Source organism: Streptomyces katrae, from assembly GCF_002028425.1.
In the GTDB taxonomy this organism is placed as follows: Bacteria; Actinomycetota; Actinomycetes; order Streptomycetales; family Streptomycetaceae; genus Streptomyces; species Streptomyces katrae_A.
This window is the reverse complement of the sequence record NZ_CP020042.1, coordinates 7,138,455-7,160,202: the sequence shown is the minus strand read 5'-3', so window position 1 is coordinate 7,160,202 and position 21,748 is coordinate 7,138,455. Positions and strand designations below refer to the sequence as shown.

23 protein-coding genes are annotated in these 21,748 nt (G+C 74.4%); 12 read left to right on the top strand and 11 right to left on the bottom strand.

What is annotated here, in order from left to right:
- Window positions 1-117 precede the first annotated feature (117 nt).
- Together katG and B4U46_RS32480 are read left to right on the top strand one after the other, a co-directional pair.
- The gene (gene katG, locus B4U46_RS32485) at window positions 118-2,307 is read left to right on the top strand and encodes a catalase/peroxidase HPI (RefSeq protein WP_079431166.1); all 2,190 of its coding nucleotides are present in this window, start codon (window positions 118-120) and stop codon (window positions 2,305-2,307) included.
- Window positions 2,308-2,477: 170 nt separating this feature from the next.
- Window positions 2,478-3,431 (top strand): IS481 family transposase, encoded by a 954-nt coding sequence (locus tag B4U46_RS32480; protein WP_079432145.1) that lies wholly within the window; start codon window positions 2,478-2,480, stop codon window positions 3,429-3,431.
- On the opposite strand, the gene B4U46_RS32475 is transcribed toward B4U46_RS32480, so the two are convergent.
- Window positions 3,428-3,970, bottom strand: coding sequence for a GNAT family N-acetyltransferase (locus tag B4U46_RS32475; RefSeq protein WP_079431165.1), 543 nt, complete (start codon window positions 3,968-3,970; stop codon window positions 3,428-3,430). The genes B4U46_RS32480 and B4U46_RS32475 overlap by 4 nt on opposite strands.
- A gap of 9 nt (window positions 3,971-3,979) precedes the next feature.
- Window positions 3,980-4,813, bottom strand: a complete 834-nt coding sequence (locus tag B4U46_RS32470; RefSeq protein WP_079431164.1) for an alpha/beta fold hydrolase — start codon at window positions 4,811-4,813, stop codon at window positions 3,980-3,982.
- A 78-nt stretch (window positions 4,814-4,891) separates the two neighbouring features.
- Between B4U46_RS32470 and B4U46_RS32465 the strand changes: the two genes are divergently transcribed.
- Entirely contained in the window at window positions 4,892-5,560 is a 669-nt protein-coding gene (locus B4U46_RS32465; protein ID WP_159402139.1) for a rhomboid family intramembrane serine protease, read from the top strand.
- Between the two features lie 499 nt (window positions 5,561-6,059).
- Here the strand turns inward: B4U46_RS32465 and B4U46_RS32460 are convergent, their stop codons facing one another.
- Complete coding sequence (locus tag B4U46_RS32460) at window positions 6,060-6,623, bottom strand: TetR family transcriptional regulator (RefSeq protein ID WP_079431162.1); 564 nt, start codon at window positions 6,621-6,623, stop codon at window positions 6,060-6,062.
- Window positions 6,624-6,733: 110 nt separating this feature from the next.
- On the opposite strand from B4U46_RS32460, the gene B4U46_RS32455 reads away from it, so the two are divergent.
- Window positions 6,734-7,717: an aldo/keto reductase gene (locus B4U46_RS32455; protein ID WP_079431161.1), complete on the top strand. Its 984-nt coding sequence runs from the start codon at window positions 6,734-6,736 to the stop codon at window positions 7,715-7,717.
- 84 nt (window positions 7,718-7,801) lie between these two features.
- On the opposite strand, the gene B4U46_RS32450 is transcribed toward B4U46_RS32455, so the two are convergent.
- The gene (locus B4U46_RS32450) at window positions 7,802-8,512 is read right to left on the bottom strand and encodes a scabin-related ADP-ribosyltransferase (protein ID WP_079431160.1); all 711 of its coding nucleotides are present in this window, start codon (window positions 8,510-8,512) and stop codon (window positions 7,802-7,804) included.
- A 353-nt stretch (window positions 8,513-8,865) separates the two neighbouring features.
- Between B4U46_RS32450 and B4U46_RS32445 the strand changes: the two genes are divergently transcribed.
- The 4 genes from B4U46_RS32445 to B4U46_RS37690 all read left to right on the top strand — a co-directional run bounded on the left by B4U46_RS32445 (window position 8,866) and on the right by B4U46_RS37690 (window position 12,199).
- Window positions 8,866-9,375 carry a hypothetical protein gene (locus B4U46_RS32445; RefSeq protein ID WP_079431159.1) on the top strand — a complete coding sequence of 170 codons (510 nt, stop codon included), beginning with the start codon at window positions 8,866-8,868 and terminating at the stop codon, window positions 9,373-9,375.
- 83 nt (window positions 9,376-9,458) lie between these two features.
- Window positions 9,459-10,133 (top strand): HEAT repeat domain-containing protein, encoded by a 675-nt coding sequence (locus tag B4U46_RS32440; protein ID WP_079432144.1) that lies wholly within the window; start codon window positions 9,459-9,461, stop codon window positions 10,131-10,133.
- A 31-nt stretch (window positions 10,134-10,164) separates the two neighbouring features.
- Window positions 10,165-11,166 carry a HEAT repeat domain-containing protein gene (locus B4U46_RS32435; RefSeq protein ID WP_079431158.1) on the top strand — a complete coding sequence of 334 codons (1,002 nt, stop codon included), beginning with the start codon at window positions 10,165-10,167 and terminating at the stop codon, window positions 11,164-11,166.
- A gap of 556 nt (window positions 11,167-11,722) precedes the next feature.
- Window positions 11,723-12,199: a DUF3887 domain-containing protein gene (locus B4U46_RS37690; RefSeq protein ID WP_079431157.1), complete on the top strand. Its 477-nt coding sequence runs from the start codon at window positions 11,723-11,725 to the stop codon at window positions 12,197-12,199.
- A gap of 765 nt (window positions 12,200-12,964) precedes the next feature.
- On the opposite strand, the gene B4U46_RS32425 is transcribed toward B4U46_RS37690, so the two are convergent.
- Window positions 12,965-14,194, bottom strand: a complete 1,230-nt coding sequence (locus tag B4U46_RS32425; protein ID WP_079431156.1) for an FUSC family protein — start codon at window positions 14,192-14,194, stop codon at window positions 12,965-12,967.
- A gap of 195 nt (window positions 14,195-14,389) precedes the next feature.
- Here B4U46_RS32425 and B4U46_RS32420 point away from each other — a divergent pair, with 195 nt between their 5' ends.
- Complete coding sequence (locus B4U46_RS32420; RefSeq protein WP_311736906.1) at window positions 14,390-15,148, top strand: polysaccharide deacetylase family protein; 759 nt, start codon at window positions 14,390-14,392, stop codon at window positions 15,146-15,148.
- Between the two features lie 269 nt (window positions 15,149-15,417).
- Window positions 15,418-16,941 carry a hypothetical protein gene (locus B4U46_RS32415; RefSeq protein WP_237293208.1) on the top strand — a complete coding sequence of 508 codons (1,524 nt, stop codon included), beginning with the start codon at window positions 15,418-15,420 and terminating at the stop codon, window positions 16,939-16,941.
- On the opposite strand, the gene B4U46_RS32410 is transcribed toward B4U46_RS32415, so the two are convergent.
- Both B4U46_RS32410 and B4U46_RS32405 read right to left on the bottom strand, forming a co-directional pair.
- Window positions 16,869-17,156, bottom strand: coding sequence for a WhiB family transcriptional regulator (locus tag B4U46_RS32410; protein ID WP_045947434.1), 288 nt, complete (start codon window positions 17,154-17,156; stop codon window positions 16,869-16,871). The two genes, B4U46_RS32415 and B4U46_RS32410, sit on opposite strands and share 73 nt — an antisense overlap.
- Before the next feature lie 152 nt (window positions 17,157-17,308).
- The gene (locus B4U46_RS32405) at window positions 17,309-18,400 is read right to left on the bottom strand and encodes a mechanosensitive ion channel family protein (protein WP_079431155.1); all 1,092 of its coding nucleotides are present in this window, start codon (window positions 18,398-18,400) and stop codon (window positions 17,309-17,311) included.
- 320 nt (window positions 18,401-18,720) lie between these two features.
- Between B4U46_RS32405 and B4U46_RS32400 the strand changes: the two genes are divergently transcribed.
- On the top strand, window positions 18,721-18,963 hold the full coding sequence (locus B4U46_RS32400) for a protealysin inhibitor emfourin (protein ID WP_079431154.1): 243 nt from the start codon (window positions 18,721-18,723) through the stop codon (window positions 18,961-18,963).
- 44 nt (window positions 18,964-19,007) lie between these two features.
- Here B4U46_RS32400 and B4U46_RS32395 read toward each other — a convergent pair whose 3' ends face one another.
- Window positions 19,008-19,373, bottom strand: coding sequence for a helix-turn-helix transcriptional regulator (locus B4U46_RS32395; RefSeq protein WP_079432141.1), 366 nt, complete (start codon window positions 19,371-19,373; stop codon window positions 19,008-19,010).
- 189 nt (window positions 19,374-19,562) lie between these two features.
- Here B4U46_RS32395 and B4U46_RS32390 point away from each other — a divergent pair, with 189 nt between their 5' ends.
- Window positions 19,563-20,495 carry a SigB/SigF/SigG family RNA polymerase sigma factor gene (locus tag B4U46_RS32390; protein WP_079431153.1) on the top strand — a complete coding sequence of 311 codons (933 nt, stop codon included), beginning with the start codon at window positions 19,563-19,565 and terminating at the stop codon, window positions 20,493-20,495.
- Between the two features lie 36 nt (window positions 20,496-20,531).
- Here B4U46_RS32390 and B4U46_RS32385 read toward each other — a convergent pair whose 3' ends face one another.
- The 3 genes from B4U46_RS32385 to B4U46_RS32380 form a co-directional block, all read right to left on the bottom strand.
- Window positions 20,532-20,963 (bottom strand): ATP-binding protein, encoded by a 432-nt coding sequence (locus B4U46_RS32385; protein WP_237293207.1) that lies wholly within the window; start codon window positions 20,961-20,963, stop codon window positions 20,532-20,534.
- Window positions 20,964-21,030: 67 nt separating this feature from the next.
- Window positions 21,031-21,156: a hypothetical protein gene (locus B4U46_RS39945; RefSeq protein WP_257790371.1), complete on the bottom strand. Its 126-nt coding sequence runs from the start codon at window positions 21,154-21,156 to the stop codon at window positions 21,031-21,033.
- Window positions 21,157-21,320: 164 nt separating this feature from the next.
- A complete protein-coding gene (locus B4U46_RS32380) occupies window positions 21,321-21,734 on the bottom strand; it encodes a hypothetical protein (RefSeq protein ID WP_079431152.1) in 414 nt (137 codons plus the stop codon).
- Window positions 21,735-21,748: the final 14 nt, after the last annotated feature.

Sequence of the window (21,748 nt, the reverse complement as noted above, 5' to 3'; positions counted from 1 at the left end):
TGCACGGGAATGCCATGCGTGTTCTCGTGGCTCTGGAGCCCGCGGTGCGCGACCATGACGGACGCCGATACGGCTCGAACATCCGACTCCCGACAGCGACAGGAAAGAAGGACGGACGTGTCCGGTAGCGAGAGCGAGAACCCGGTAATCCCCTCACCCTCCCCCACGGCGACCCGGCCCCACACGAACCGGGACTGGTGGCCGAATCAGCTGGACCTCCAGGTTCTCCATCAGAATTCCCCCCTGGCCAGTCCGATGGGCGAGGACTTCGACTACGCGGCGGAGTTCGCCACCCTCGACGTCGACGCGCTGAAACGGGACGTGTTCGAGGTGATGACCACCTCCCAGGACTGGTGGCCCGCCGACTACGGCCACTACGGGCCGCTGTTCATCCGGATGAGCTGGCATGCGGCGGGCACGTACCGGATCGCCGACGGCCGGGGCGGCGGGGGTGCCGGCGCCCAGCGGTTCGCCCCTTTGAACAGCTGGCCGGACAATGCGAGCCTCGACAAGGCGCGGCGCCTTCTGTGGCCGGTCAAGCAGAAGTACGGACGGAAGATCTCCTGGGCGGACCTTCTCGTGTTCGCGGGTAACTGCGCCCTGGAATCAATGGGCTTCAAGACGTTCGGATTCGGCTTCGGCCGGGAGGACATCTGGGAGCCCGAGGAGATTTTCTGGGGGCCGGAGGACACCTGGCTCGGAGACGAGCGATACAGCGGTGACAGAGAGCTCACGGGCCCTTTCGGCGCAGTGCAGATGGGCCTGATCTACGTGAATCCGGAAGGGCCCAACGGAAACCCGGATCCGCTGGCCGCCGCCCGGGACATCCGTGAGACGTTCGGCCGTATGGCGATGGACGACACGGAAACGGTCGCGCTGATCGTCGGCGGCCACACGTTCGGCAAGTGCCACGGTGCGGTCACCGCCGAGTACGTCGGCCCGGAGCCCGAGGCGGCCCCGCTGGAGCAGCAGGGCCTCGGCTGGCGGAACACCTTCGGCACCGGCAGCGGCGTGCACACGCTGACCAGCGGCCTCGAGGGCGCGTGGACGACCGAGCCGACGCGGTGGGACAACGGCTACCTGGACAACCTGTTCGGGTACGACTGGGAGCTGACCACCAGCCCGGCCGGGGCGCACCAGTGGAAGCCGAAGGATCCGGCGGCCGAGGGCACCGTGCCCGACGCGCACGACCCCGCGAAGCGGCACGCCCCCATGATGCTCACGACCGACCTCGCGCTGAAGCTGGACCCGGTGTACGGGCCGATCTCACGCCGGTTCCGGGAGCATCCCGAGGAGCTGGCCGACGCCTTCGCCAAGGCCTGGTACAAGCTGCTGCACCGCGACATGGGACCGGTCACGCGCTACCTCGGCCCCTGGGTCCCGGAGCCGCAGCTGTGGCAGGACCCGGTGCCGCAGGCCGACCACGACCTGGTCACGGACGAGGAGGTCGCCGCGCTCAAGGAGACGATCCTCGCGTCGGGCCCGTCCGTCTCCGAACTGGTCTCCACGGCCTGGGCGTCGGCGGCGAGCTTCCGCGGCACCGACAAGCGCGGCGGGGCCAACGGGGCACGGATCCGGCTGGCTCCGCAGCGGGGCTGGGAGGTCAACGACACCCCGGAGCTGTCGCGGGTGCTGGACGCCCTCGAACAGGTCCGGGAGGAGTTCAACGGCTCGCGATCGGGCCGCACGAGGGTTTCGCTCGCCGACCTGATCGTCCTGGGCGGGTGCGCGGCCGTCGAGCGGGCGGCGCGGGACGCCGGGCACGACGTCAAGGTGCCGTTCGCGCCCGGGCGCACGGACGCCTCGCAGGAGCAGACGGACGTGGAGTCGTTCGCGGTACTGGAGCCGAGCGCGGACGGGTTCCGCAACTACTGCCGGGCCGGGGAGAAGCCGGAGGCCGAGACGCTGCTGCTGGACCGGGCCTCGATGCTGACGCTGACGGCTCCGGAGATGACGGTGCTGCTCGGCGGGATGCGCGCCCTGGACGCCAACTTCAGGCGGTCCCCGCACGGTGTGTTCACGGACCGGCCCGGGACGCTGACCCCCGACTTCTTCGTCAACCTGCTGGACATGGGGACGGAATGGAAGGCTTCCGCCACGGTGGAGGGCGAGTTCGAGGGTCGGGACCGGTCCACGGGTGAGGTCAAGTGGACCGCCACGGCCGTCGACCTCGTCTTCGGCTCCAACTCCCAGCTGCGGGCGCTGGCGGAGGTGTACGCGTGTGAGGACGCGCGGGAGAAGTTCGTGCGGGACTTCGTGGCCGCGTGGGACAAGGTCATGAACCTCGACCGGTTCGACCTGGCCTGAGCCGAGCCGCCCGGCCGGGGGCAGGGCCGGCCGGGGGCAGGCCCTAGCTGTATTGCCCTGGGAGGTTGTGGACGGGTGACGCAGGTCTCGGCTGAGGGATCTTGAACGGGTGAGGGCCTTCCGGGTTCGGTGTGGATTGCGACGTCTACACCGACCAGCAGAAGGCCCTCATGCCCCACCGTAATGCACCCCTGACCGAGACCGGACGCCTTCGCCTGGCCCGCTGCGTGGTCGAGGACGGCTGGCCGCTGCGCCGGGCGGCCGAGCGATTCCAGGTCTCGCCCACCACCGCCCAGCGGTGGGCGGCCCGCTACCGGGCCGGGGGTGAGGCCGGAATGACCGACCGGTCCTCGCGCCCGCACACCAGCCCACGCCGGACCCCGACCCGCATCGAGCGGCGGATCATCAAGGTCCGCCTCGCCCGCCGGTGGGGGCCCGCCCGCATCGCCCACCTGCTCAACCTGGTGCCCTCGACGGTGCACCGGATCCTGACCCGGTTCGGCCTGGCCCGTCTCACGCACCTGGACCGCGCCACCGGCGCCGTCATACGCCGCTACGAACGCGACCGTCCGGGCGAGCTGGTCCACGTGGACATCAAGAAGCTCGGCAACATCCCCGACGGCGGCGGCCACAAGACCCTCGGCCGCCAGGCCGGCCGCAAGAACCGCTCCAGCGCCGGCTACAGCTACATCCACACCGCCGTCGACGACCACTCCCGCCTCGCTTACAGCGAGATCCACGCCGACGAGAAGAAGGAGACCGCCACCGCCTTCTGGGCCCGGGCCCAGGCCTACTTCGCCGGCGTGGGCATCACCGTCGAACGGGTCCTGACCGACAACGGCGCCTGCTACCGCTCCCGCGACTGGCGCGACGCCCTGACAGCGGCCGGAATCGCCCACAAGCGAACCCGGCCCTACCGGCCCCAGACCAACGGCAAGGTCGAACGCCTCAACCGGACCCTGCTCGAGGAGTGGGCCTACGCCCGCCCCTACCACTCAGAGCAGGAACGACGCGACGCCTTCCCTGGCTGGCTCCACACCTACAATCACCACCGCGGACACACCGCACTCGCAGGCAAACCACCCGCCAGCCGCGTCCCCAACCTCACAGGGCAGTACACCTAGCGCGCCGGGGCCTGCTTCCAGTCCTGGACGAGGAGCCCGAGGAGCACCTGGTCCAGGAACTCGCCCATCACCCAGGCCGAGTTGCGCAGTACGCCCTCGCGGACGAAGCCGTTGCGCTCGGCGGAGCGCAGCATGGCGGCGTTGTCCGCGAGGGTTTCGATCTGCAGCCGCTGGAAGCCGCGGACGGTGAACCCGTAGTGGCACAGGACCGCTACCACGTCGGTGCCGTACCCCTTGCCGCGAGCGGCCGGGAACAGGCCCAGCCCGATGTGGGCGTTGCGGTTGTGGTTGTCGATGCCCCACAGCGTGGCGGAGCCGATGAGCGTGCCGCCGTCCAGCTCCACCACGGAGAACGAGACGCTCCGCTCCTGCTTCTCGTCGACCACGAGCCGCGGGTCCTGCGTTCCGGGGGTCACCGGCCGCCACGGCCCGGCCTCGGAGCGCGAGGAGTTGACCACGTCGTCGTAGAGCTCGGTCCGCAGGAGCGGGATGTCCTCGTCGAAGCGGGCCCTGAGCCCGACCTTGTCGCCTGTCAGCATGCGAGCTTCCTATCCGGCGCGGCGTGCCCGCGGCAAACGAATATGCGGATGCGGGGGCAGAGCGTCGAGGAAGGTCCGGACGGCCTCGGCGAACCCTTCGGGGTCGGTGGCGTGGACGCTGTGCCCGGTGGGGAGTTCGACGAGCCGCGTGTGCGGGCGCGCGGCCGCCATGGCCCGGGCGTGGCGGGCCGACAGGACGCCGCTGCGGGTGCCGCGGAGCAGCAGGGCCGGGCAGTCGCTGCCGAGCCAGGCCCGCCAGTGGTCGCCGTTGAGGGCGCGCTGGGAGGCCGCCATGTCCTGCGGACGGAAGGCGAGGCCCCAGCCGTCCCCGTACTCGCGGACCGCGTCCGTCAGGTGGGGGGCCGATGCGCCCAGGGCCTCCAGCAGCGCCGGCCGGGTGGGGGCGCGGTGCGGCCAGGTGAGGCAGAACGACAGGTCGCCGTCGACTTCGGCGCCGATGTCCTCGATGACCAGGGCACGGACCAGCCGGGGATGGCGGGCGGCGAGGTGGTAGGCGTTGACGCCGCCCAGGGAATGGCCGAGGACGACCGCCGGGCCGGGGCCGCCGAGGTGGTGCAGCACGGCTGCGGCGTCCTCGACGTATCCCTCGCGGGAAAAGTCCGGCGGTCGCCCGGAGTGGCCGTGGCCGCGCTGGTCGAGGGCCACGACCCGCCAGTCGGGGGCCAGTTGCCGGGCCAGCGGGGCGAACGTACGGGCTTCGCCGAAGTGCCCGTGCAGGGCGAGGAGGAGCGGGCCGGGGCCGCCGGAGTCGAGGTAGGACAGGGGCCGGCCCGACAGCTGGAGGGTGGCCCGGACGGGCTCGGGCTCGGGGGTTGCGGACATGCGCGCCAGCCTGCCATGGGCATGTCGGCTCCCGCGGGACCCGCAAGGGGTGGGGTCTGACAGGCTTCGATCATGAACATGCACAGTGTTGTGCTCTACGGGTGCGCCGCGGCCGTCGTCGTGCCCGGCCTGCAGCTCCTGGCCGCGCTCGCCGCGGAGGGCGGCCCCGCCCAGGTCCCTCCTCCGGTGGCCCTGCTGCGGGCCTGGCGGCGGCCGGTCCCCCGGGTCGCGGTGGTGCTGTTGGCCGTGATGGTGGTGCTCGGCGTGGTCCAGACGACCGTCCCCGGCACCGTCGACGCGCTGGCGCGGCAGCCCCACGGCGCGTGGTGGCGGGCGGGCACCGCCCTGCTGGTGCAGTCGTCCGGATGGTTCCAGCTCCTGGTCAACCTGGCCGCGCTCGCGGTCGTCGCTCCGGTGGCCGAGCGGCGGTTCGGGGCCTGGCGGACCGTGCTGGTCCTCGCGGTGAGCGGTGTCACCGCCCAGGCGGTGAGCATGGCCGGCTGGAGCCCCCGGGGAGGCGGCGATTCGGTGGCGATCTGCGGCCTGGTCGGCACACTCGCCGCCTGGTACGCGGTGCGCGGCAGCGCCGTCGCCCTGCGGTGGGCGGCGCTCGCCGTCCCCGCGGCGGGCCTCGTGCTGTGCCTGCTCGCCAACAACCACGGCGTGGGCCTGCTCGTCGGCTGCGCGCTGGGGCTCGTGCCGGCGGCCCGCGCCCGCCGGCTCCCTGCAGCGGCCACACCCGCGTGACGGCGGAGGTCGACCTTCAGGCCGGTCGAAGCCCGGTGACGACGAGGCTGCGCCGTGCCGTGCGGGCGCGCCGGCCCGAGGCCGGGACCTGGTGCGCGGCATCGACGGTCCGCGACGTACCGGTCGCCCAGGCCGGGAACGCCGAGGAGCCGGCCCGGGTGCTCTCCGCCCACATGGCGGGCCGGCCCGGTCGCGACCCGCTCCGGCGGGCCGCAAACCCCGCGCACCCTGCGCACGCCTCTCAGCGGTTGCCGGCCCCCCGCCCGGCCGGCCGCGCCGCCCGCGTACCGGGCCCGCCGGGCACCCCCCGCGCGGGCCCGTCATTGAGCTCGGCGCACGAGGCGGGGTCCTCAGCCGGGGAGGGTGAGGACCACCTCGTCGGTCTCCGCCCCCGCGTGCGGCCTCGGGAGCGCTCGTGTCGGCGTGGAAGACCGCCGGGTCCTCGTCCCGTACCGCGCGGAGCGTGACGTCCGTCCAGACCTGCGGGTGCGTGTCCGTCTCAGGCGGGGTCGCGGACCTCGACCAGCCGGGCCACCGCGTCGACCACGGCCGCGCGGTGGCCGGCGCGGTGGCGTGCGGTGTCCGGGTCGCCGCCGGCCGTGGTGTACCAGGCCTGGGCCAGGCCGAGGACCAGGGTGAGCAGGTCGGCCGGATCGTGCGCGGGGTCGACGTGGCCCCCGCGCTGGGCCGCGGCCAGTGAGGCGGTCTTGCGGGCGTAGGACTCCGCTTCCGGGGCGGTGGCCTGCGGGCGTTCGAGCCGCTTCCACATCAGCAGCCGCATCAGCCGCGGGTCGGCCGTGAGGTGGTCGAAGATCGCACCCGCGTAGCGGGGGAGGTCCTCGGCGTCGAAGGGGACGGATTCCGCGCCCTGCTCCACGGCCTGGAGGAGAACCTGGTCGAAGAGCTGTTCCTTGTTGCCGTAGTACACGTAGATCATCCGCTTGTTCGCCCCGGCCGTGTCGGCGATGCGGTCGACCCGGGCGCCGGCGATACCGTACTCGGCGAACTCGTCGAAGGCCGCCGCGAGGATGCGGGCCTTCGTTGCGCTGGAATCACGTGCCATGCCGCCCAGGCTAGCAAGTAACTATCTGGTTATTGACATGACGGCCCGGGCTCGTGCATCGTGTAGGTAACCAGTTAGTTATTTCCCTTCCCCTCCTCCAGGAGAACAGCATGGAACTGCGCGCACTCGGCTCCCAGGGTCTGCACGTCGGCGCCGAAGGCCTCGGCTGCATGGGCATGAGCGCCTTCTACGGCGCCACCGACGAGGCCGAATCGCTGGCCACCATCGACCGGGCCCTCGAGCTGGGCGTCACCCTCCTCGACACCGCCGAGGCATACGGTCCCTTCGTCAACGAGCAGCTGGTCGGCAAGGCCGTCGCCGGCCGCCGCGACCAGGTGGTCATCGCCACCAAGACCGGTATCGAGATCGACGACAACGGCACCGTCCACGGCCACAACGGCCGCCGCGCCTACATCCACCGCGCCGCCGAACGCTCGCTGCGCCACCTGGGCACCGACTACATCGACCTGTACTACCTGCACCGCATCGACCCCGACGTGCCGGTCGAGGAGAGCATCGGCGCCATGGCGGAGCTGGTGACCGCGGGCAAGGTCCGCTACCTCGGCATCAGCGAGGCCGCCGCGGCCACCATCCGGCGCGCGCACGCCGTCCACCCCCTGACGGCGGTCCAGACCGAGTACTCGCTGTTCGAGCGGGGCCTGGAGGACAACGGCGTACAGGCCGCCCTCGACGAGCTCGGCATCGGCCTGGTCGCCTACTCCCCGCTGGGGCGCGGCTTCCTCTCCGGCGCCATCACCAGCCCCGACGACTTCGCCGAGGACGACTTCCGCCGCACCGACCCCCGCTTCCAGGGCGAGAACTTCTCCCGCAACCTCGCCGTCGTCGACGCCGTCCGCCGCCTCGCGGAGGCGAAGTCGGTCACCCCGTCCCAGCTGGCCCTCGCGTGGGTGCTGCACCGGGGCGCGGTGCCGATCCCGGGCACCAAGCGGCGCCGCTACCTGGAGGAGAACGTCGCCGCCACCACGGTGACGATCACCGAGGAGGACATCGCCGCGATCGAGGCCGTGGCCCCCCGGGGCGTCGCCTCCGGCGACCGCTACTCCCCGGAGTACATGCGCAACCTGAACGGCTGACGTCCGGCCCGGACGGGACCGTGCTGCCGGCGGGCGCCCCGCGCCCGCCGGGCGGCCCGGCGGGCCGTGGGACGCGGCCGGGGGTCAGTGCGTGAGGGCGTAGGCGGCCCGGTCGCTCTTGTAGGGGGCGAAGCCGGTGTTGTCCTTGCAGCCCAGCCGCTCCCAGGTCTTGTCGTTGGTGACCGGGTCCGTACCCGTCAGACGGTACTTGCAGGCCCCCTTGATGAACTTGCCCTGCACACCGCCCGGGAAGTCGATCTCCTTGTTCCACAGGTACGGCGACTGGTAGCCGTTCACCCGGGCCGTCGCGTTCACGTCGATGCCGCCGGGAGCGTAGATCTCGTACACCCAGCCGGCCTTCTCCGTGCCGTACGTCGCGAACCGCTTGGCCACCGACGGGTCACAGCTGGTGCTGAGGTGCGCGCTGAGCTGGCCGCCTCCCTTGACGATGTACTCGGCGAGGGGGATGAGCTGGTCGCCGCGCGGGGTGAAGCCGGTCCGGAAGATGTCCTCGACGTTCTCCCTGGTGTCGCCGCGCCACAGGGTGTTGACGTCATCCCGCCACTGCCAGCGCTCCCCGGCCGCCGTGGACGCCACCGTCGGGGCGATCCCCGGGTTCGTCGTGGTCCGCCACCAGTCCCAGGCCCGGTATTCGACGACCGGGCCGCAGGGGGCGCTGGAGTCCTCGCCGGCCGCCGGGGCGGCCGCGGCGGGCGGTGTCAGGGCGGCGGCGGAGAGGACGAAGGTGGCGGCGAGCACCCGCAGGGCGGCGTTCAGCATGGTGTGACGACCCATCAGTGGAGGCAACGGGGGAAGATCATCCCGTTTATAGAGGGGCCGTCAGGGTCCGGGACCGGGCCGCGGGGGACGTCCACCCGTGCGGGTGGATCAGTCGTACCGGGAAAAGGATTCACCGCGACGGGACCCGGACGGGCCCGGACCCGGGCCGCGTGGCGGCCGCGGGCCGGTCCGGAGGCCGCGGGCCGGTCCGGAGGCCGCGGGCCGGTCCGGAGGCCGCGGGCCGGTCCGGAGGCCGCGGCACGGACGCCCTCTGGCGCGCGGAAGGACACGTCGGGCACCATCGCGGTGCCCCACCCGCACGGACCCGGCCCCACCTCTCACGGTCACCCCAGCAGGAGGCTCACGAAGTGAAGACCCGATCCGTCCTCACCGCTCTCTTCCTCGTCCTCGGCGTGCTCTTCGCACCCGGCTTCGGAGTTCTGACCGGCGCGTCCCAGGCCCAGGCCGCGACCAAGATCACCCATGCGACGGCGACCTCGATGTTCCGCCAGGCCGGGATCACCTGGTCCTCCTCGGGCAACTGCTCGGACCGCTCCAACCCGGCCTGTACCTCCTTCGAGCAGCTCAACCTCGCCACCGCCCAGGGCGCCCAGACCCTCAAGGGCGCCAGCGGCTGCGCGCTCAACATCACCGGCGGCACCGAGACCGGCCACGCGAGCGGCACGTACTCCCACTGGAACGGCTACAAGCTCGACTACGCCAAGGCCACCTGCCTCACCAACTACATCAAGGGCACCTTCGCCTACATCGGCCTGCGCGGCGACGGCGCTCCCCAGTGGCAGTCGGGCTCGGGCAACGTCTACGCGGACGAGGGCAACCACTGGGACGTCCTCTACTACAACTGCGGCGGCTGCTGAGGCCTCCTCCTCCCCCCGCAGCTCCCGGCTCCGGGGGGATCCGCGCGGCCGGGCTTGACCTTGACACGGTGGCAAGGTCTTGGCTGTCCGTCGAGGAGGTGGTCCCGGTGATCACGCAGGAGACGGAAGCGGGGCTGGTACGGGCCCTGGAGGGACTGGCGCACGGCAGTGCGTCGGTGCGGCTGCGGGCGGCGCTGGAGGTGGGGACGGCCGCGGATCCCCGCTGCGCCGACGCGCTCGTCGCACGGTGCGCGGTCGAACCCGAGTTCTTCGTGCGGGACATGCTGACGTGGGCGCTGGTCCGCCAGCCGGCCGCGGTGACGGTCCCGAAGCTCGTGGCGGAGCTGGACGCGGAGTGCGCCCAGGCGCGCAGCCAGGCCCTGCACACGCTGTCCAAGATCGGGGACCGGCGGGCGTGGCCGGCGCTCACCCGGGCGCTGCTGACCGACGCAGACGACGCGGTGGCGCGCAGCGCCTGGCGGGCGGCGGTCGTGCTCGTCCCGGACGGCGGGGGCGGGGACCTGGCCGCCGTGCTGGCGACGCAGCTGGGGCGGGGCGGGCGCGAGACGCGGTTGAGCCTCAGCCGGGCGTTCGTCGCCCTGGGCGAGGAGGGGATGCCCGTGCTGCGTGCCGCGGAGGCGGACCCCGCCCCCCGGGTGCGGGAGCACGCGCTCGCCACGCAGCGGCTGGTGCGCGACCCCGACGCGGGGTTCGAGTGGGCCGTCGAGGAGGCGAGGCGGATCATGGTCGGAGGGTAGGGCGGGGACGGCCGGAGGGAGTGGACGGGCAGTGCTGATCGGTGAGGTGGCACGGCGGTCGGGGGTCAGCGCCCGGATGCTCCGGCACTACGAGTCACTTGGCCTGCTGCGGCCGGCCGGCCGTTCCGGCGCGGGCTACCGGGAGTACTCCGGCGAGGACGTCCGGCGGATCTTCCACATCGAGAGCCTGCGGTCGCTGGGCCTCGGGCTGCGCGACGTCGCGCGGGCGCTGGACGATCCGGGTTTCACTCCCGCCGGGCTCATCGACGACCTGGCCGGGCAGCTGCGCGAGCGGATCGCGGCCGAGACCCGGCTGCTGACGCGCCTCGAGCGGATCGGTGCGGCGGAGCCCGCCGGCTGGGACGAGGTGCTGCGGGCCGTCGCGCTCCTGCAGGCCCTCCGGTCGCCCAGCGCCGGGGAGCGCCAGCGGGCCGCCCTGGGCGCGGCCGACGGGGGCCCGGCGCCGGTGGAGGCCCTGGCCGAGGCGGCGTTGGGCGAGACGGAGCCGAATGTCGCCGGCGCCCTGCGGTGGGCGCTGGCCCGGGCCGGCGGCGCCGCGGTCGGGCCGCTCGCGGAGGGTCTGCGGTCGGCGGCGGCGGAGGTGAGGGGACGCGCCGTACGGGCCCTCGCGGAGCTCCCCGTCCCGGAGGCGACCGCGCTGCTGGAGGAGGGGCTGAAGGACGGCGACGCCGGGGTGCGCCGGGCCGCGGCCCTGGCACTGGGGCTACGGGGGGTGGCGCGGGCCGTCCCGGCGCTCACCGACATGGTCGTCGAGGGGGCGAACGACGTGGACGCCGCCGATGCGTTGGGCGCGCTGGCCGGTGATCCGGCGTCGGCGGACCGGATCGCCGCCGGGCTCCTCGACCGCCTCGGTCACGGCCCGGCCGCAGCGCCCGCCCGGCTTCGGCTGGTGCAGGCCCTCGCCGGCATCCCGGGAGGGGCGGCGGCGCGGGGCCTGTCGGACCTGTCCCGGGACGAGGACCCCACCGTCGCCCGCACGGCGGCGTACCTGCTGCAACTGCGCGGCACGTGAGGGGCGTCGCCACCTCCCGGGCCGGGGTCCCGGCACGACGCCCGGGCGGTCCGGGGCCGGTGCGCGGGCGGTTCGGGGGCGATGCGCGGGCGGTTCGGGGCCGGTGCGCGGACGGTCCCCGGCCGATGCGCGGGCAGTTCGGGGCCAATGCGCAGGCAGTCCCCGGCCGATGCGCGGGCAGTTCGGGACCGATGCGCGGGCGGTCGGGGCCGGTGCGCGGGCGGTTCGGGGGCAATGCGCGGGCAGTTCGGGGGCGATGCGCGCACGATCCCCGGGCCGATGCGCGGGCAGTTCGGGGCCAATGCGCAGGCAGTCCCCGGCCGATGCGCGGCCGGTTCCGGGCCAATGCGCAGGCGGTCCCGGGCCGATGCGCGGGCAGTTCGGGACCGATGCGCAGGCGGTCCCGGGCCGATGCGCGGGCGGTTCGGGGCCGGTGCGCGGGCGGTCCCGGGCCGGCGTGCGGGCGGTTCGGGGGCGTCCTAGCCTGAAAGGGTGGCGGAGGGCCGCGCGCCGCGGCGCTCCCGCCGCCCTCGCCGTACTGCGGAAGGAGCAGGCCATGGCCGTGACCCGTCGCAGGATCGTGTCCGTCCGGAGCGGGGTCGCCGCCGTGGCCGCCGCGGCGGCGTTGTGCGTCGTCGCGGACGGCTCCGCCGCGGCGGTGGCGCCGGCGCGCCCCGTCGCGTCCGCCCCGGAGATGACGGTGCCCGCCCGCGACTCCTTCACCCAGCCGGCCCTCGACACCCTCGACGAGGTGGTGCGCGGGGACTTCGACGCCGTCTGGGCCCGGTTCGACACGGCGCTGCGCGGGCAGGTGTCCCCGGAGGCGCTGCGCAAGTCCTGGGACGCCTACCAGCTCGAGTTCGGGCGCTACCTGTCGCACGGGGAGCCCCGCCAGACCGTGGTGGGGGCCGGGACGGTGGTGAGCGTGCCCCTGCGGATGGCGAAGCAGCCCGGTGAGTTCCGCGTCACGTTCGACAAGGACGGCCGGCTGGGCGGGCTCTGGTTCCTGCGCGCCGGGGTACCGCTCTCGTAGCCCCCGACCCCCGGGGCACCGGGCCGCTCCGGCCGCTGTGGCGCCCGGTTCGCCGATGGGGCGCCGCGAGCGGCCTCCCTGGCGGCGGCCCTGACCGGGCACCCGCCGCACCCCGCGGACGCCTCGGGCTCCGCCCCTCCCCCGCCGCCGGCGCTCCTCGCCGGGACCGCCGCCGGCACGCACCGCGCGGTCCTGCGCGGGCTCGGGCGGCACATCACGGCCGGGGAACCGCCCGGGAGCGCGCGTGACGCCGCCCTGCCGGGGGTGGTCCCGGGGGTTCGGCCTGCTCTGCCACGGACCGCGCCCACCCGCCCGGCCGGCGTCGGCGGGGCCGCCGGACCCGCTTTCCCGAGCCCTGCCTTCCGGATCCGGACGGGGGCGCGACACGCCCGGCGCGGGGAAGCCCGTGTCTGCCGACCGGCTCCCGGCCCTGCGCGCCGCCGGCCGGCTGCGCCCGCCCAACCCGAGGACGTCAGCGAGGCCATCAGCGCCTCGGGAGTGTGGGCCTCCGGCGGCATGGTCTCCACCCCCCGGGAACTGGCCGCCTTCATCCGGGCGTACGGCGGCCCCGCCCTGCTGCCGGAGAAGACCCGCAAGGACCAGCTGGCCTTCCGCCCCGGCGACTCCTGCGAACCCGCGGGACCCGGCAACAACGCCGCCGGGCTGGCGATCTCCCAGTACACGACCCGGTGCGGCATCCTCTACGGCCACACCGCCAACTTCCCCGGCTGCGCCCGGTCCAGGAGGACTTCGCCTGCGCGCTCCTCAAGGACCGCTGACCCCGCGTGCCCGGCGCAGGGCGCGGTGCACCCGGGTGCCGCCCTCGCGGCGGAGGCGGGAGTGGCGGTCCAGTTCCTCCATGAGGCGCTGGGAGCGCTTGTCCACGTCGAGTTCGTCCAGCACCCGGTCGACGTCGGCGAGCAGGGCGCCGTGCAGCTGCCACTGCCCCGGTGCGGTGCGCAGCTGCTCCAGCAGCAGGCCGGCCAGCAGGTCGCGGGCCTCGCGCGCCATGCGCAGTTCGCGGGCGAGCCGGTCCTCCTGCTCCTCGGCATTGGCGGTGACCTGGGCGGTGATCAGCCGGGAGAAGCTGTGGACGGCGAGCGCCATGTGCCCGAACAGGTCCTGCAGGGCGCGGGTCACCGGCGGGGAGAACAGCGGCTCGTCCGTGCGGGCCTTCGCCAGGTCGGTGAGCGCCCGGGCCGAGACGCGCAGCACGACCGCGCAGATCTCCAGCGTGTCCAGGCCCGTGCGCAGGACCAGCCGGAACATCAGCCCCTCCCGTACGCGGGGGTTCATGCGCAGGCTGTCCTCCGCCTGGCGCAGCGCGGCGTCCACCCCGGCGATGTCGTTGTCGAGCCGGCGGGCCTCGTGCAGCCGGGTCGCGGCCTCGGCGACGGTGGTGCGCCCGGTGAGTTCGTCGGCCATGCCGTTCATCAGCGCGGCCATGCGGGCGGCGAGGTCGTCGATCGCCCGGCTGGCGGGCTCCACCCAGACGGGCGGGGCGAACAGGAGGTTGAAGGCCAGTCCGACCACCGCGCCGATCAGGGTCTCCAGCACCCGGTCCCAGGCCGTGTCGGCCACCCGGGTGACTCCGAGGACGAGCATCGCGCTGATCGCCACCTCGGGGATGAACTCGTCCACCCTGACCAGGTGCCCGACGACCAGCGAGGCCAGGATGACCAGCCCGAGGCTCCACCAGGTGAGTCCGACGAGCACGCTGAACCCGATCGCCACCAGCACCCCGGCCACGACCGAGTTCACGCGGCGCACCCCGGTGGTGAGCGTGGAGTACAGGGTGACCTGGACGACGAGCAGGGCGGTGAGCGGGGCCGTCAGCGGCGCGGGCTCGTTGCTGAGCCGCAGTGCAACCACGTACGAGAGGACCGCGGCCCCGGTGGACCGTACGCTCTGCACCACCACGGGGTCCCGCCGTCTGGCGGCCAGGCGGCGCGGGAGGCGGCGGAGGGGACGGAAGGGCCGTGCGAGGTCGGGCATACTTTCGCCTCTTCCCCGTCGGCGGCCGTGATCACGCGGCGGACGTCCCCCGTACGGCGTCCAGCGGGGGCCGTACGGGGCGGGTACGGATGGGCAGTGAGCGATTCCCGTAGTGGTTCCCGCAGCGAAGCCCGTAGCGAATCCCGTCGTGGTTCCCGTGGCGGAGCCCGCCGTCCCGGACGGCTCGTACGGTCGTTGACCGGTCTGGCCGCGGCCCTGCTGATGGGGGCCTGCGGGGGCGCGCCGCCCGCCCCGGTCCCCCGGGCCGCCGAGCCGGCGCCCCGCTCCCCCGTGGGCACGACGGGGCCACCGGTTCCCGCCCGGCCGGCGCCCGTCGACTGCCGCAGGACCGCGTGCGTCGCCCTGACCTTCGACGCGGGGCCGGGGCCGGACACGGCGAAGCTGCTGGACGTGCTGCGGGAAAAGGACGTCCACGCGACGTTCTTCCTGCTCGGCAAGAACATCGAGGCCCGTCCCGGACTCGTCCGGAGGGAGGCCGTCGAGGGGCACGAACTGGGCAACCACACCTGGACGCACGCCCTGCTGCCCTCGGCCTCGCCGCAGGGGATCCGCCGCGAGCTGGTCCTCGTCCAGGACCGGGTCAGGGAACTCACCGGCCGGACCCCCACCCTGATGCGTCCGCCCCGGGGCCTGACCGACGCGCGGGTGGCCGAGGTCTGCCGCTCCCTCGGGCTCGCGGAGATCCTGTGGAGCGTGACCGCGAAGGACTACCGCGACCACGACCCCCGGGTGATCGCCGACCGGGTGCTCCAGGGCGCGCAGCGCGACGGGATCATCCTGCTGCACGACGTCTACCCCGGGACGGTGCCCGCCGTCCCGGCCGTCATCGACGGGCTGCGCAGGCGCGGCCTGACGCCCGTGACGGTCTCTCAGCTGTTCGCTCCCCGGCGCCCGGAACCGGGCCGGGCCTACTGGAACGCCTCCGAGCCCTGACCGTCACGGCCGCCTCGCCGCCTCGCCGCCTCCAGGCGGTACGGCCGCCTCCAGGCGGTACGGCCGCCTCCAGGCGGTACGGCCGCCTCCAGGCGGTACGGCCGCCTCCAGGCGGTACGGCCGCCTCCGGCCGGTTCAGCCGGTTCAGCCGATTCAGCCGATTCAGCCGATTCAGCCGATTCGGCCGGCTGCCGCGCCGGATGGCGGGGCCGGTCCGGGCCGGGCAGGGTGGTGGCCCACGCCCCTTGGCCCCGGAGGGTGGTCCGCCGATGCCCCGCCGCACCCTCGCCGAGCCGCCCGCTCCCCTCTCCGCCGTGCTCCGGGACCTGCGCCTGCTGGGGGCGGTCGCCGCCGGGTACGCCCTCTGCCAGCTCCTGCTGGTCGTGCCGGGCACCGGGCTGGGATGGGACGAGACGGTGTACGTCAGCCAGGTGTCCGGCCGGGCGCCGGCCGCCTTCTTCAGCGCCCCTCGCGCCCGCGGGATCACCTGGCTGGTGGCCCCCGTCGCCGCGGTCACCTCCTCCGTGCCGGTGCTGCGGGTCTGGCTGGCGGTACTGGCGGCGGGCGGGCTGCTGCTCTCGCTGTGGGTGTGGCGGCCGCTGCTTCCCGTTCGCGTGCTCGCCCTGGCGGGCGGGCTGTTCGCCGGGTTGTGGACGACCCTGTTCTACGGTCCGCAGGCCATGCCCAACCTGTGGGTGGCCTTCGGGGCGCTGTTCACCGTCGGCTGCTTCCTCCGGGCGGCCCGCGATCCGGCGGACCGCCTCGCGCCGGCCGGGATCGTCGCGGGGGTCGCGTTCACGGCGCTCATGCGGCCGGGTGACGCGGTGTGGCTGGTGCTGCCCCTGCTCTGCGTGACACCGGCCCTCGCGCCCCGGCGGCGGGCCCTGCTCGTGGCGGTCCTGCTCGGCGGGCTCGTCGCGGGCGGGGCGCAGTGGGCCGTCGAGGCGCAGCTGCACTACGGCGGGCTGCTGCCGCGGCTGCGGAGGGCGAGCGAGATCCAGGGCGGTCTGGGCTGGAACCCCGCCTTCACCGACCAGTTGCGCTCCCTCGACGGGCGGACGCTGTGCCGGCCGTGCGACGTGCCGTCGACCCGGCCCGTCACGGCCCTGTGGTGGTTCGCCCTGCCGCCGCTGACCGCGGGCGGGCTCGTCGCCGCCCGGCGCGGCGGCCGGTGGGCGCCGGCCGCCCTGGCCACCGGCGTCGCGGTGTCCCTGGCCGTGCCGTACCTGCTGATGGTCGGCTACGCGGCTCCGCGCTTCCTGCTGCCCGCCTACGCGCTGCTCGCCGTGCCCGTCGCCCTGGGCCTGTCACGGCTGTTCGCCCTGGGCCGGGGCCGGCCGCTCGCCCTGGGCGCCCTGTGCGCCGCCCTGGTGGCCCATCTGGTCCTGCAGGCCGGGATCGCCGATGCCGCGGCTGACCGCAGTCGCGCCGACCGGGTGGCGTTCTCGGCGGTCGCGGCGGAGCTGCGCCGGCTGGGCGTGCGCCCGCCGTGCGTGCTCAGCGGCACGGAGGCGGTGCGCGCCGCGTACGCCACCGGATGCGCGGCCCGGCAGGTGTACGGGGGCCACGACGGCAGCGTCACCGCCCGGGAACTCGTCGCCCTGTCCGGCACCAGGCCGACGGCGCTGCTGCTGCCCGGGCGGCTGCGGCCGCCGGCGTGGGCCCGCCACTGGGCCCCGCACCGGCTGCCCGAACCGCCTGGGCAGCCCGGGTACCGCGCCTACCTGGCCCCCGCCGCCCCGGCGTACAGCGGGCGGCGCTCCTCCTCGGTCAGGCCGCCCCACACGCCGTAGGGCTCCTGCACCCGCAGGGCGTGGCGCAGGCACTCCACCTGCACCGGGCACAGGGCGCATATCTCCCTGGCCGCCTCGTCGCGTTCGGCGCGGTCCTCGCCGCGCTCCCCCGCCGGGTGGAAGAACCTGTCCGGTCCGAGGTCGCGGCAGGCGGCGCGTTCCTGCCATGCCCAGTGGTGCTCCGCTCGGCCCGGCAGCCGTGACACGTTCGACATGGGTCTACTCCTTTCCCGCATGACGGGGTGGATGGGGCGGATGGCTGGATTCGGGTGGATCGGGTGGATCGGGGGGAGGGGGGTGGACCGGATCGCCGCGTGCGCCGTGGCGTCCGTCGGCCCTCCCGGGTCCGCCTTCCCCTCGTCTGGCCTCATCGCGGCGCGCGAAACCCCTCCGTCCGCGCGGAATCCGCCTGATCCTGCGGGGCGGGGACGGCCGGGGAGGTGGAGACGCGCGGGAGGGCGTACGGGTGCTTCTCGGCGATCCAGGCGACGAGTTGCTCGCGCACCGTGCAGCGGGCGGTCCACAGGTCGTCGGGGTCCTTGGCGGTGACGATGGCCCGCAGGACGACGGTGGTGGGGGTGGTGTCGGTGACCGCGAGGTTCCAGCCGCGTCCGTCCCAGGCCTCGCAGCCGTCGAGGATCTCCTTGAGCCGTTCGCGGATCAGCGGCACGGGGGCGCTGTGGTCGCAGTGCAGGAACACGGTGCCGGTCATCTGGATCCCGCCGCGGGACCAGTTCTCGAACGGTTTGCCGGTGAAGTAGGAGACGGGCATGGTGATGCGGCGCTCGTCCCAGGTGCGTACGGCGAGGAAGGTGAGGGTGACCTCCTCGACCACGCCCCACTCCCCGTCGACGACGACGGTGTCGCCGATGCGCACCAGGTCGCCGAAGGCAATCTGGAACCCGGCGAAGAGGTTGCCGAGGGTGGACTGGGCGGCGACACCGGCGACGATGCCGATGATGCCCGCGGAGGCCAGCACCGAGGTGCCGACGGCCCGGAAGTCGGGGAAGGTGAGCAGCATCGCGGCCGCCGCGACCAGTGCGACGAGGGCGGTGACGATCCTCATGATGAGGGTCACCTGGGTGCGGACGCGGCGCAGCCGCGACGGGTCGCGGGTGCCGGCGGCGTAGCGGGCGTACGAGGACTCCACCACCGCCGAGGTGACGAGCACGACGCACCAGGCCCCCGCGCCGATCGTCACCAGCGACAGGGTCCTGCCCACGGCGGCCTCGTGCGTCCGCAGGGGCTCCCATGCGATCTGCCGGTACGAGCCGCGCAGCAGGGCGGCCAGCAGCAGGAGCCGCAGGGGCAGGACGCAGCGGCGCAGCAGGCTCCACAGGGGGGTCTCGGGGTGGCGGGCGTCCGCGCGCCTGAGCAGCAGGTCGGCGAGGCGGCCGGCCGCGAAGGTGATCAGGACGGAGCCGCCCAGGACGGTCAGCAGTCTCAGAACGCCGTTCATGACTCCTCGGAGGTGTCGGGGGCGGAAGGTACGCGATGGGTCCGCGCGTGCCCTGCCGCTCCCCCCGCAAACCGACGGCCGGCCCGGCCGGGACGGGTGCCCGGTGCGCCCGGTGCGCCCGGTGCGCCCGGGCGGTGGTGCATGCCCGTCGGCCACCGGACGGCGCTTTCCGGCCGATTCGGGGTGTTCCGGGCCGGTCCGCCGGGAGATGGGGGCGTTCGGGGGCAGCCGCGGGGTGTGGCGGGCTGTGCACCGCCCGCGCCGCGCGGGACCGGTCGGGTCCCGTGGCGGCGTGCTGCCGGACCAGGAAGGAAGGGACCATGCTGATCACCGTGACCCGCTCCGGGGGCTTCGCCGGGGGCGAGGAGGAGCGCGAGCTCGACACCTCGGGCCGCCGGGACGCCCCGCAGTGGGAGGAGCTGGCGCACCGGGCCGTCGCGCCCGCACCTGACGGCTACCACTACCGGATCACCGTCGACGGCCGGGCGGTCGACCTCCAGGACCCCTATCTCTCCGAGGACCAGCGGCGGCTGATCCGCGGCGTGCTCGGCGAGGGTGCCTGACGGGGTAGCGGGCGGGCGGCCGGGTCCGGCCGCCCGCCCGGGGGTCACGCCGTCGCGTGGGGTTCCGCGCCGGCGGGGGCTTCGACGGCCGCCGCCGCGGGGGCCGGGAGCGCCGGGGCGGGCAGCGGGGCGGCGAGGTAGGCGAGCAGGCCGGCGATCTCGTGGTCGGCCTCCGCCGGGTGGCGGAAGCGCGCGCCGGGGGCGATGACGTAGCGGTTGCGCCGGCCGTCGCGGGTGCGGGTGAGGTACCCGTCCGCCTGGAGGTCCGTCACGATCGCCTGCACGGTGCGTTCGGTGAGTCCGCAGACGGCGGCGATGTCGCGCAGGCGGACGCCCGGGTCGCGCGCGATGGCGATCAGGACCCTGGCGTGGTTGGTCAGGAAGGTCCAGCGGTTCCGGCGGGGTCCCATGTACTCGTTCTCCACCCGGCCATTCTTGGGGGACCACGAAGGAAAGGCAAATCCAGAAATGAATTTCCGGTATCCCTTGACGTGTGTCCGCTTCAGCGGGCAGGGTTCAGGGTGAGCGGAATCCGACTTCCGCTTGACCGGAACGACCGAGAACGCACCGCAAGCACCCGTGCCCAAGGAGCGCAGACGATGACCTTTACGGCTACTGCCGAGGTGACGACACCGGCCACTGCTGCCGAAGCCGCCGCAGCTCCCACGGCCGCACCTGCCGCCGCGGACACCCCCGTGCCCGACGGCCTGCCGGACGTCCCCTGCCCCCGGGAGGTGGATCCTGGCGAGGCCCGTCAGCTGACGCGGGTGTTCTTCGAACGGCTGCGCAGCCTCGACGAGGGCAGCCCCGAGTACCAGTACGTCCGCAACACCCTGATCGAGATGAACATCTCACTGGTGAACTTCGCCGCCCGCCCGTTCCGCGACCGCCCAGGCGGCCCGGAGAACGAGGACATCGTGCAGGTCGGCACCATCGGCCTGATCAAGGCCATCGACCGCTACGAGCTCGACCGCAACACCCAGTTCTCCACCCTCGCCCTGCCGTACATCACCGGCGAGATCAAACGCCACTTCCGCGACACCACATGGGCCGTACGGGTCCCGCGCCGGCTCCAGGAGCTGCGGACGCAGCTGGCCAGGTCCACCGAGGACCTGACCGCCGCGACGGGCCGCGCACCCACTCCCGCCGAACTCGCCGAGCACCTGGACCTCGACGAGGAAGAGGTCCGCCAGGGCCTGGTCGCGGCGAACGGCTACTCCGCCCAGTCCCTCGACGCCCCCGCGGGCACCGCCGACGAGCCGGCACCCTCGGCCGCCCGGTCCCCGCACACCCTCGCCGAGACGCTGGGCGACACCGACCACGCACTGGAGACGGTCGAGGACCTGCACTCCCTGGCGCCGCTCCTGTCCGAGCTGGACGAACGCACCACGCGCATCCTGGAGCTGCGCTTCGGGCAGGAGATGACGCAGCGGCAGATCGGCGAGGAGATCGGCATGTCCCAGATGCACGTCTCCCGCCTGCTCACCCGCACCCTGGGCGCCCTGCGCGAAGAGCTGCTGCGCGACGACTGAGCCCCGCCCCTCCGCCGGCGCCCCGGGCGGCCCGTCTCACGGCGGGCCGCCCTGCCGCGCCCGTCCGCCGGGCGGCCTGAAGCACGCGGTGACCGTCTTGCGGTGCTCGCCCGGGTGGACGTCCCAGGTGTCGGCGAGCGCGGCGACGATGCCCAGGCCCCGCCCGGACGTGGCCCGTTCGCCGGCCTCCCGGGGCCGCGGCAGGTGCGGGTCGGCGTCCGCCACGCTGACGTGCAGACAGCGGCCGTCCCAGGTGAGGACCAGGTGCGCGGTGCTCGCGGCGTGCACATGGGCGTTGGTCACCAGCTCGGACACGGCGAGCAGGACGGAGTGCACCGTGTCGGGGTCGTCCCGGGCCCAGTCGAGGGACTCCAGGTGCCCGGCCGTCCACACCCGGGCCGCACGGGCCCCGTTCGCCACCGGGAACGCATGCGCCCAGCCGACCGCCCGCAGCTCCAACGCCCTCACCGCCCTTGTCCCGAGCCTGGTTCCGACCCCTTGCGGGTGCGCGCCTACCCGCGGCCCGGACCCGCATTCACCGCGCCGCGGAACCCGCCCCGGGGCGGCGCTGGTGGCGGAGCCAGGCCGTCAGGGCGGCCTGGAGTTCGGCCACTTCGCCGGGGGTGAGGTCTTCACCGGTCCGGCCCACGCGCAGGCGCACGGCCGTGCCCGTGATGGTCCAGCCGGCGCCGCGTCCGGGGCGGGACGCCAGCGGGCGGCCCTCGGCCAGGCTGCGCAGGCCTTCACGGACCGCCGGAGGGACGCCGGGCGGGGGTACCGCAACGGCGGTCTCCGGGCGGGGGGCGGGGGTCTTCGGGCGGGTGGTCAGGCCGATCGCCGTGTAGAACTCGGCCAGGGCGTCCTCGAGCGACCCCGGCCCGAGGGGGCCGCGCCGGTGAACTCGGCGATCAGCCCCGGGTGGGCCGGCGGCGCGTGCTCGCCCCACGGGCGCGGGTGGAGGGGGTGTTCGTCGGTGTCGAGGCGGACGCAGGCCGGGGGGATCAGCTCCCGGGTGTAGCCCTGGTGGAGCAGGTCGGCGTACAGCCTGCGCAGGGTCGCCGCCTGGCGCGGGACCGGGTGCGGGTCCCGGGCCGCCGGGGCGTGCGGCCGGGCGGGCCGCACCGCCAGGCCGAGGAGGCCCATGCTGTGGTGCAGGACGCCCGCCCGGGTGAGCACCACCGTGGCCTGCCGGCCCTTCGCGTCCCAGCCGAGCCGGAACCCCACCACCACGGTGCCCATCAGGCCCGCTCCTT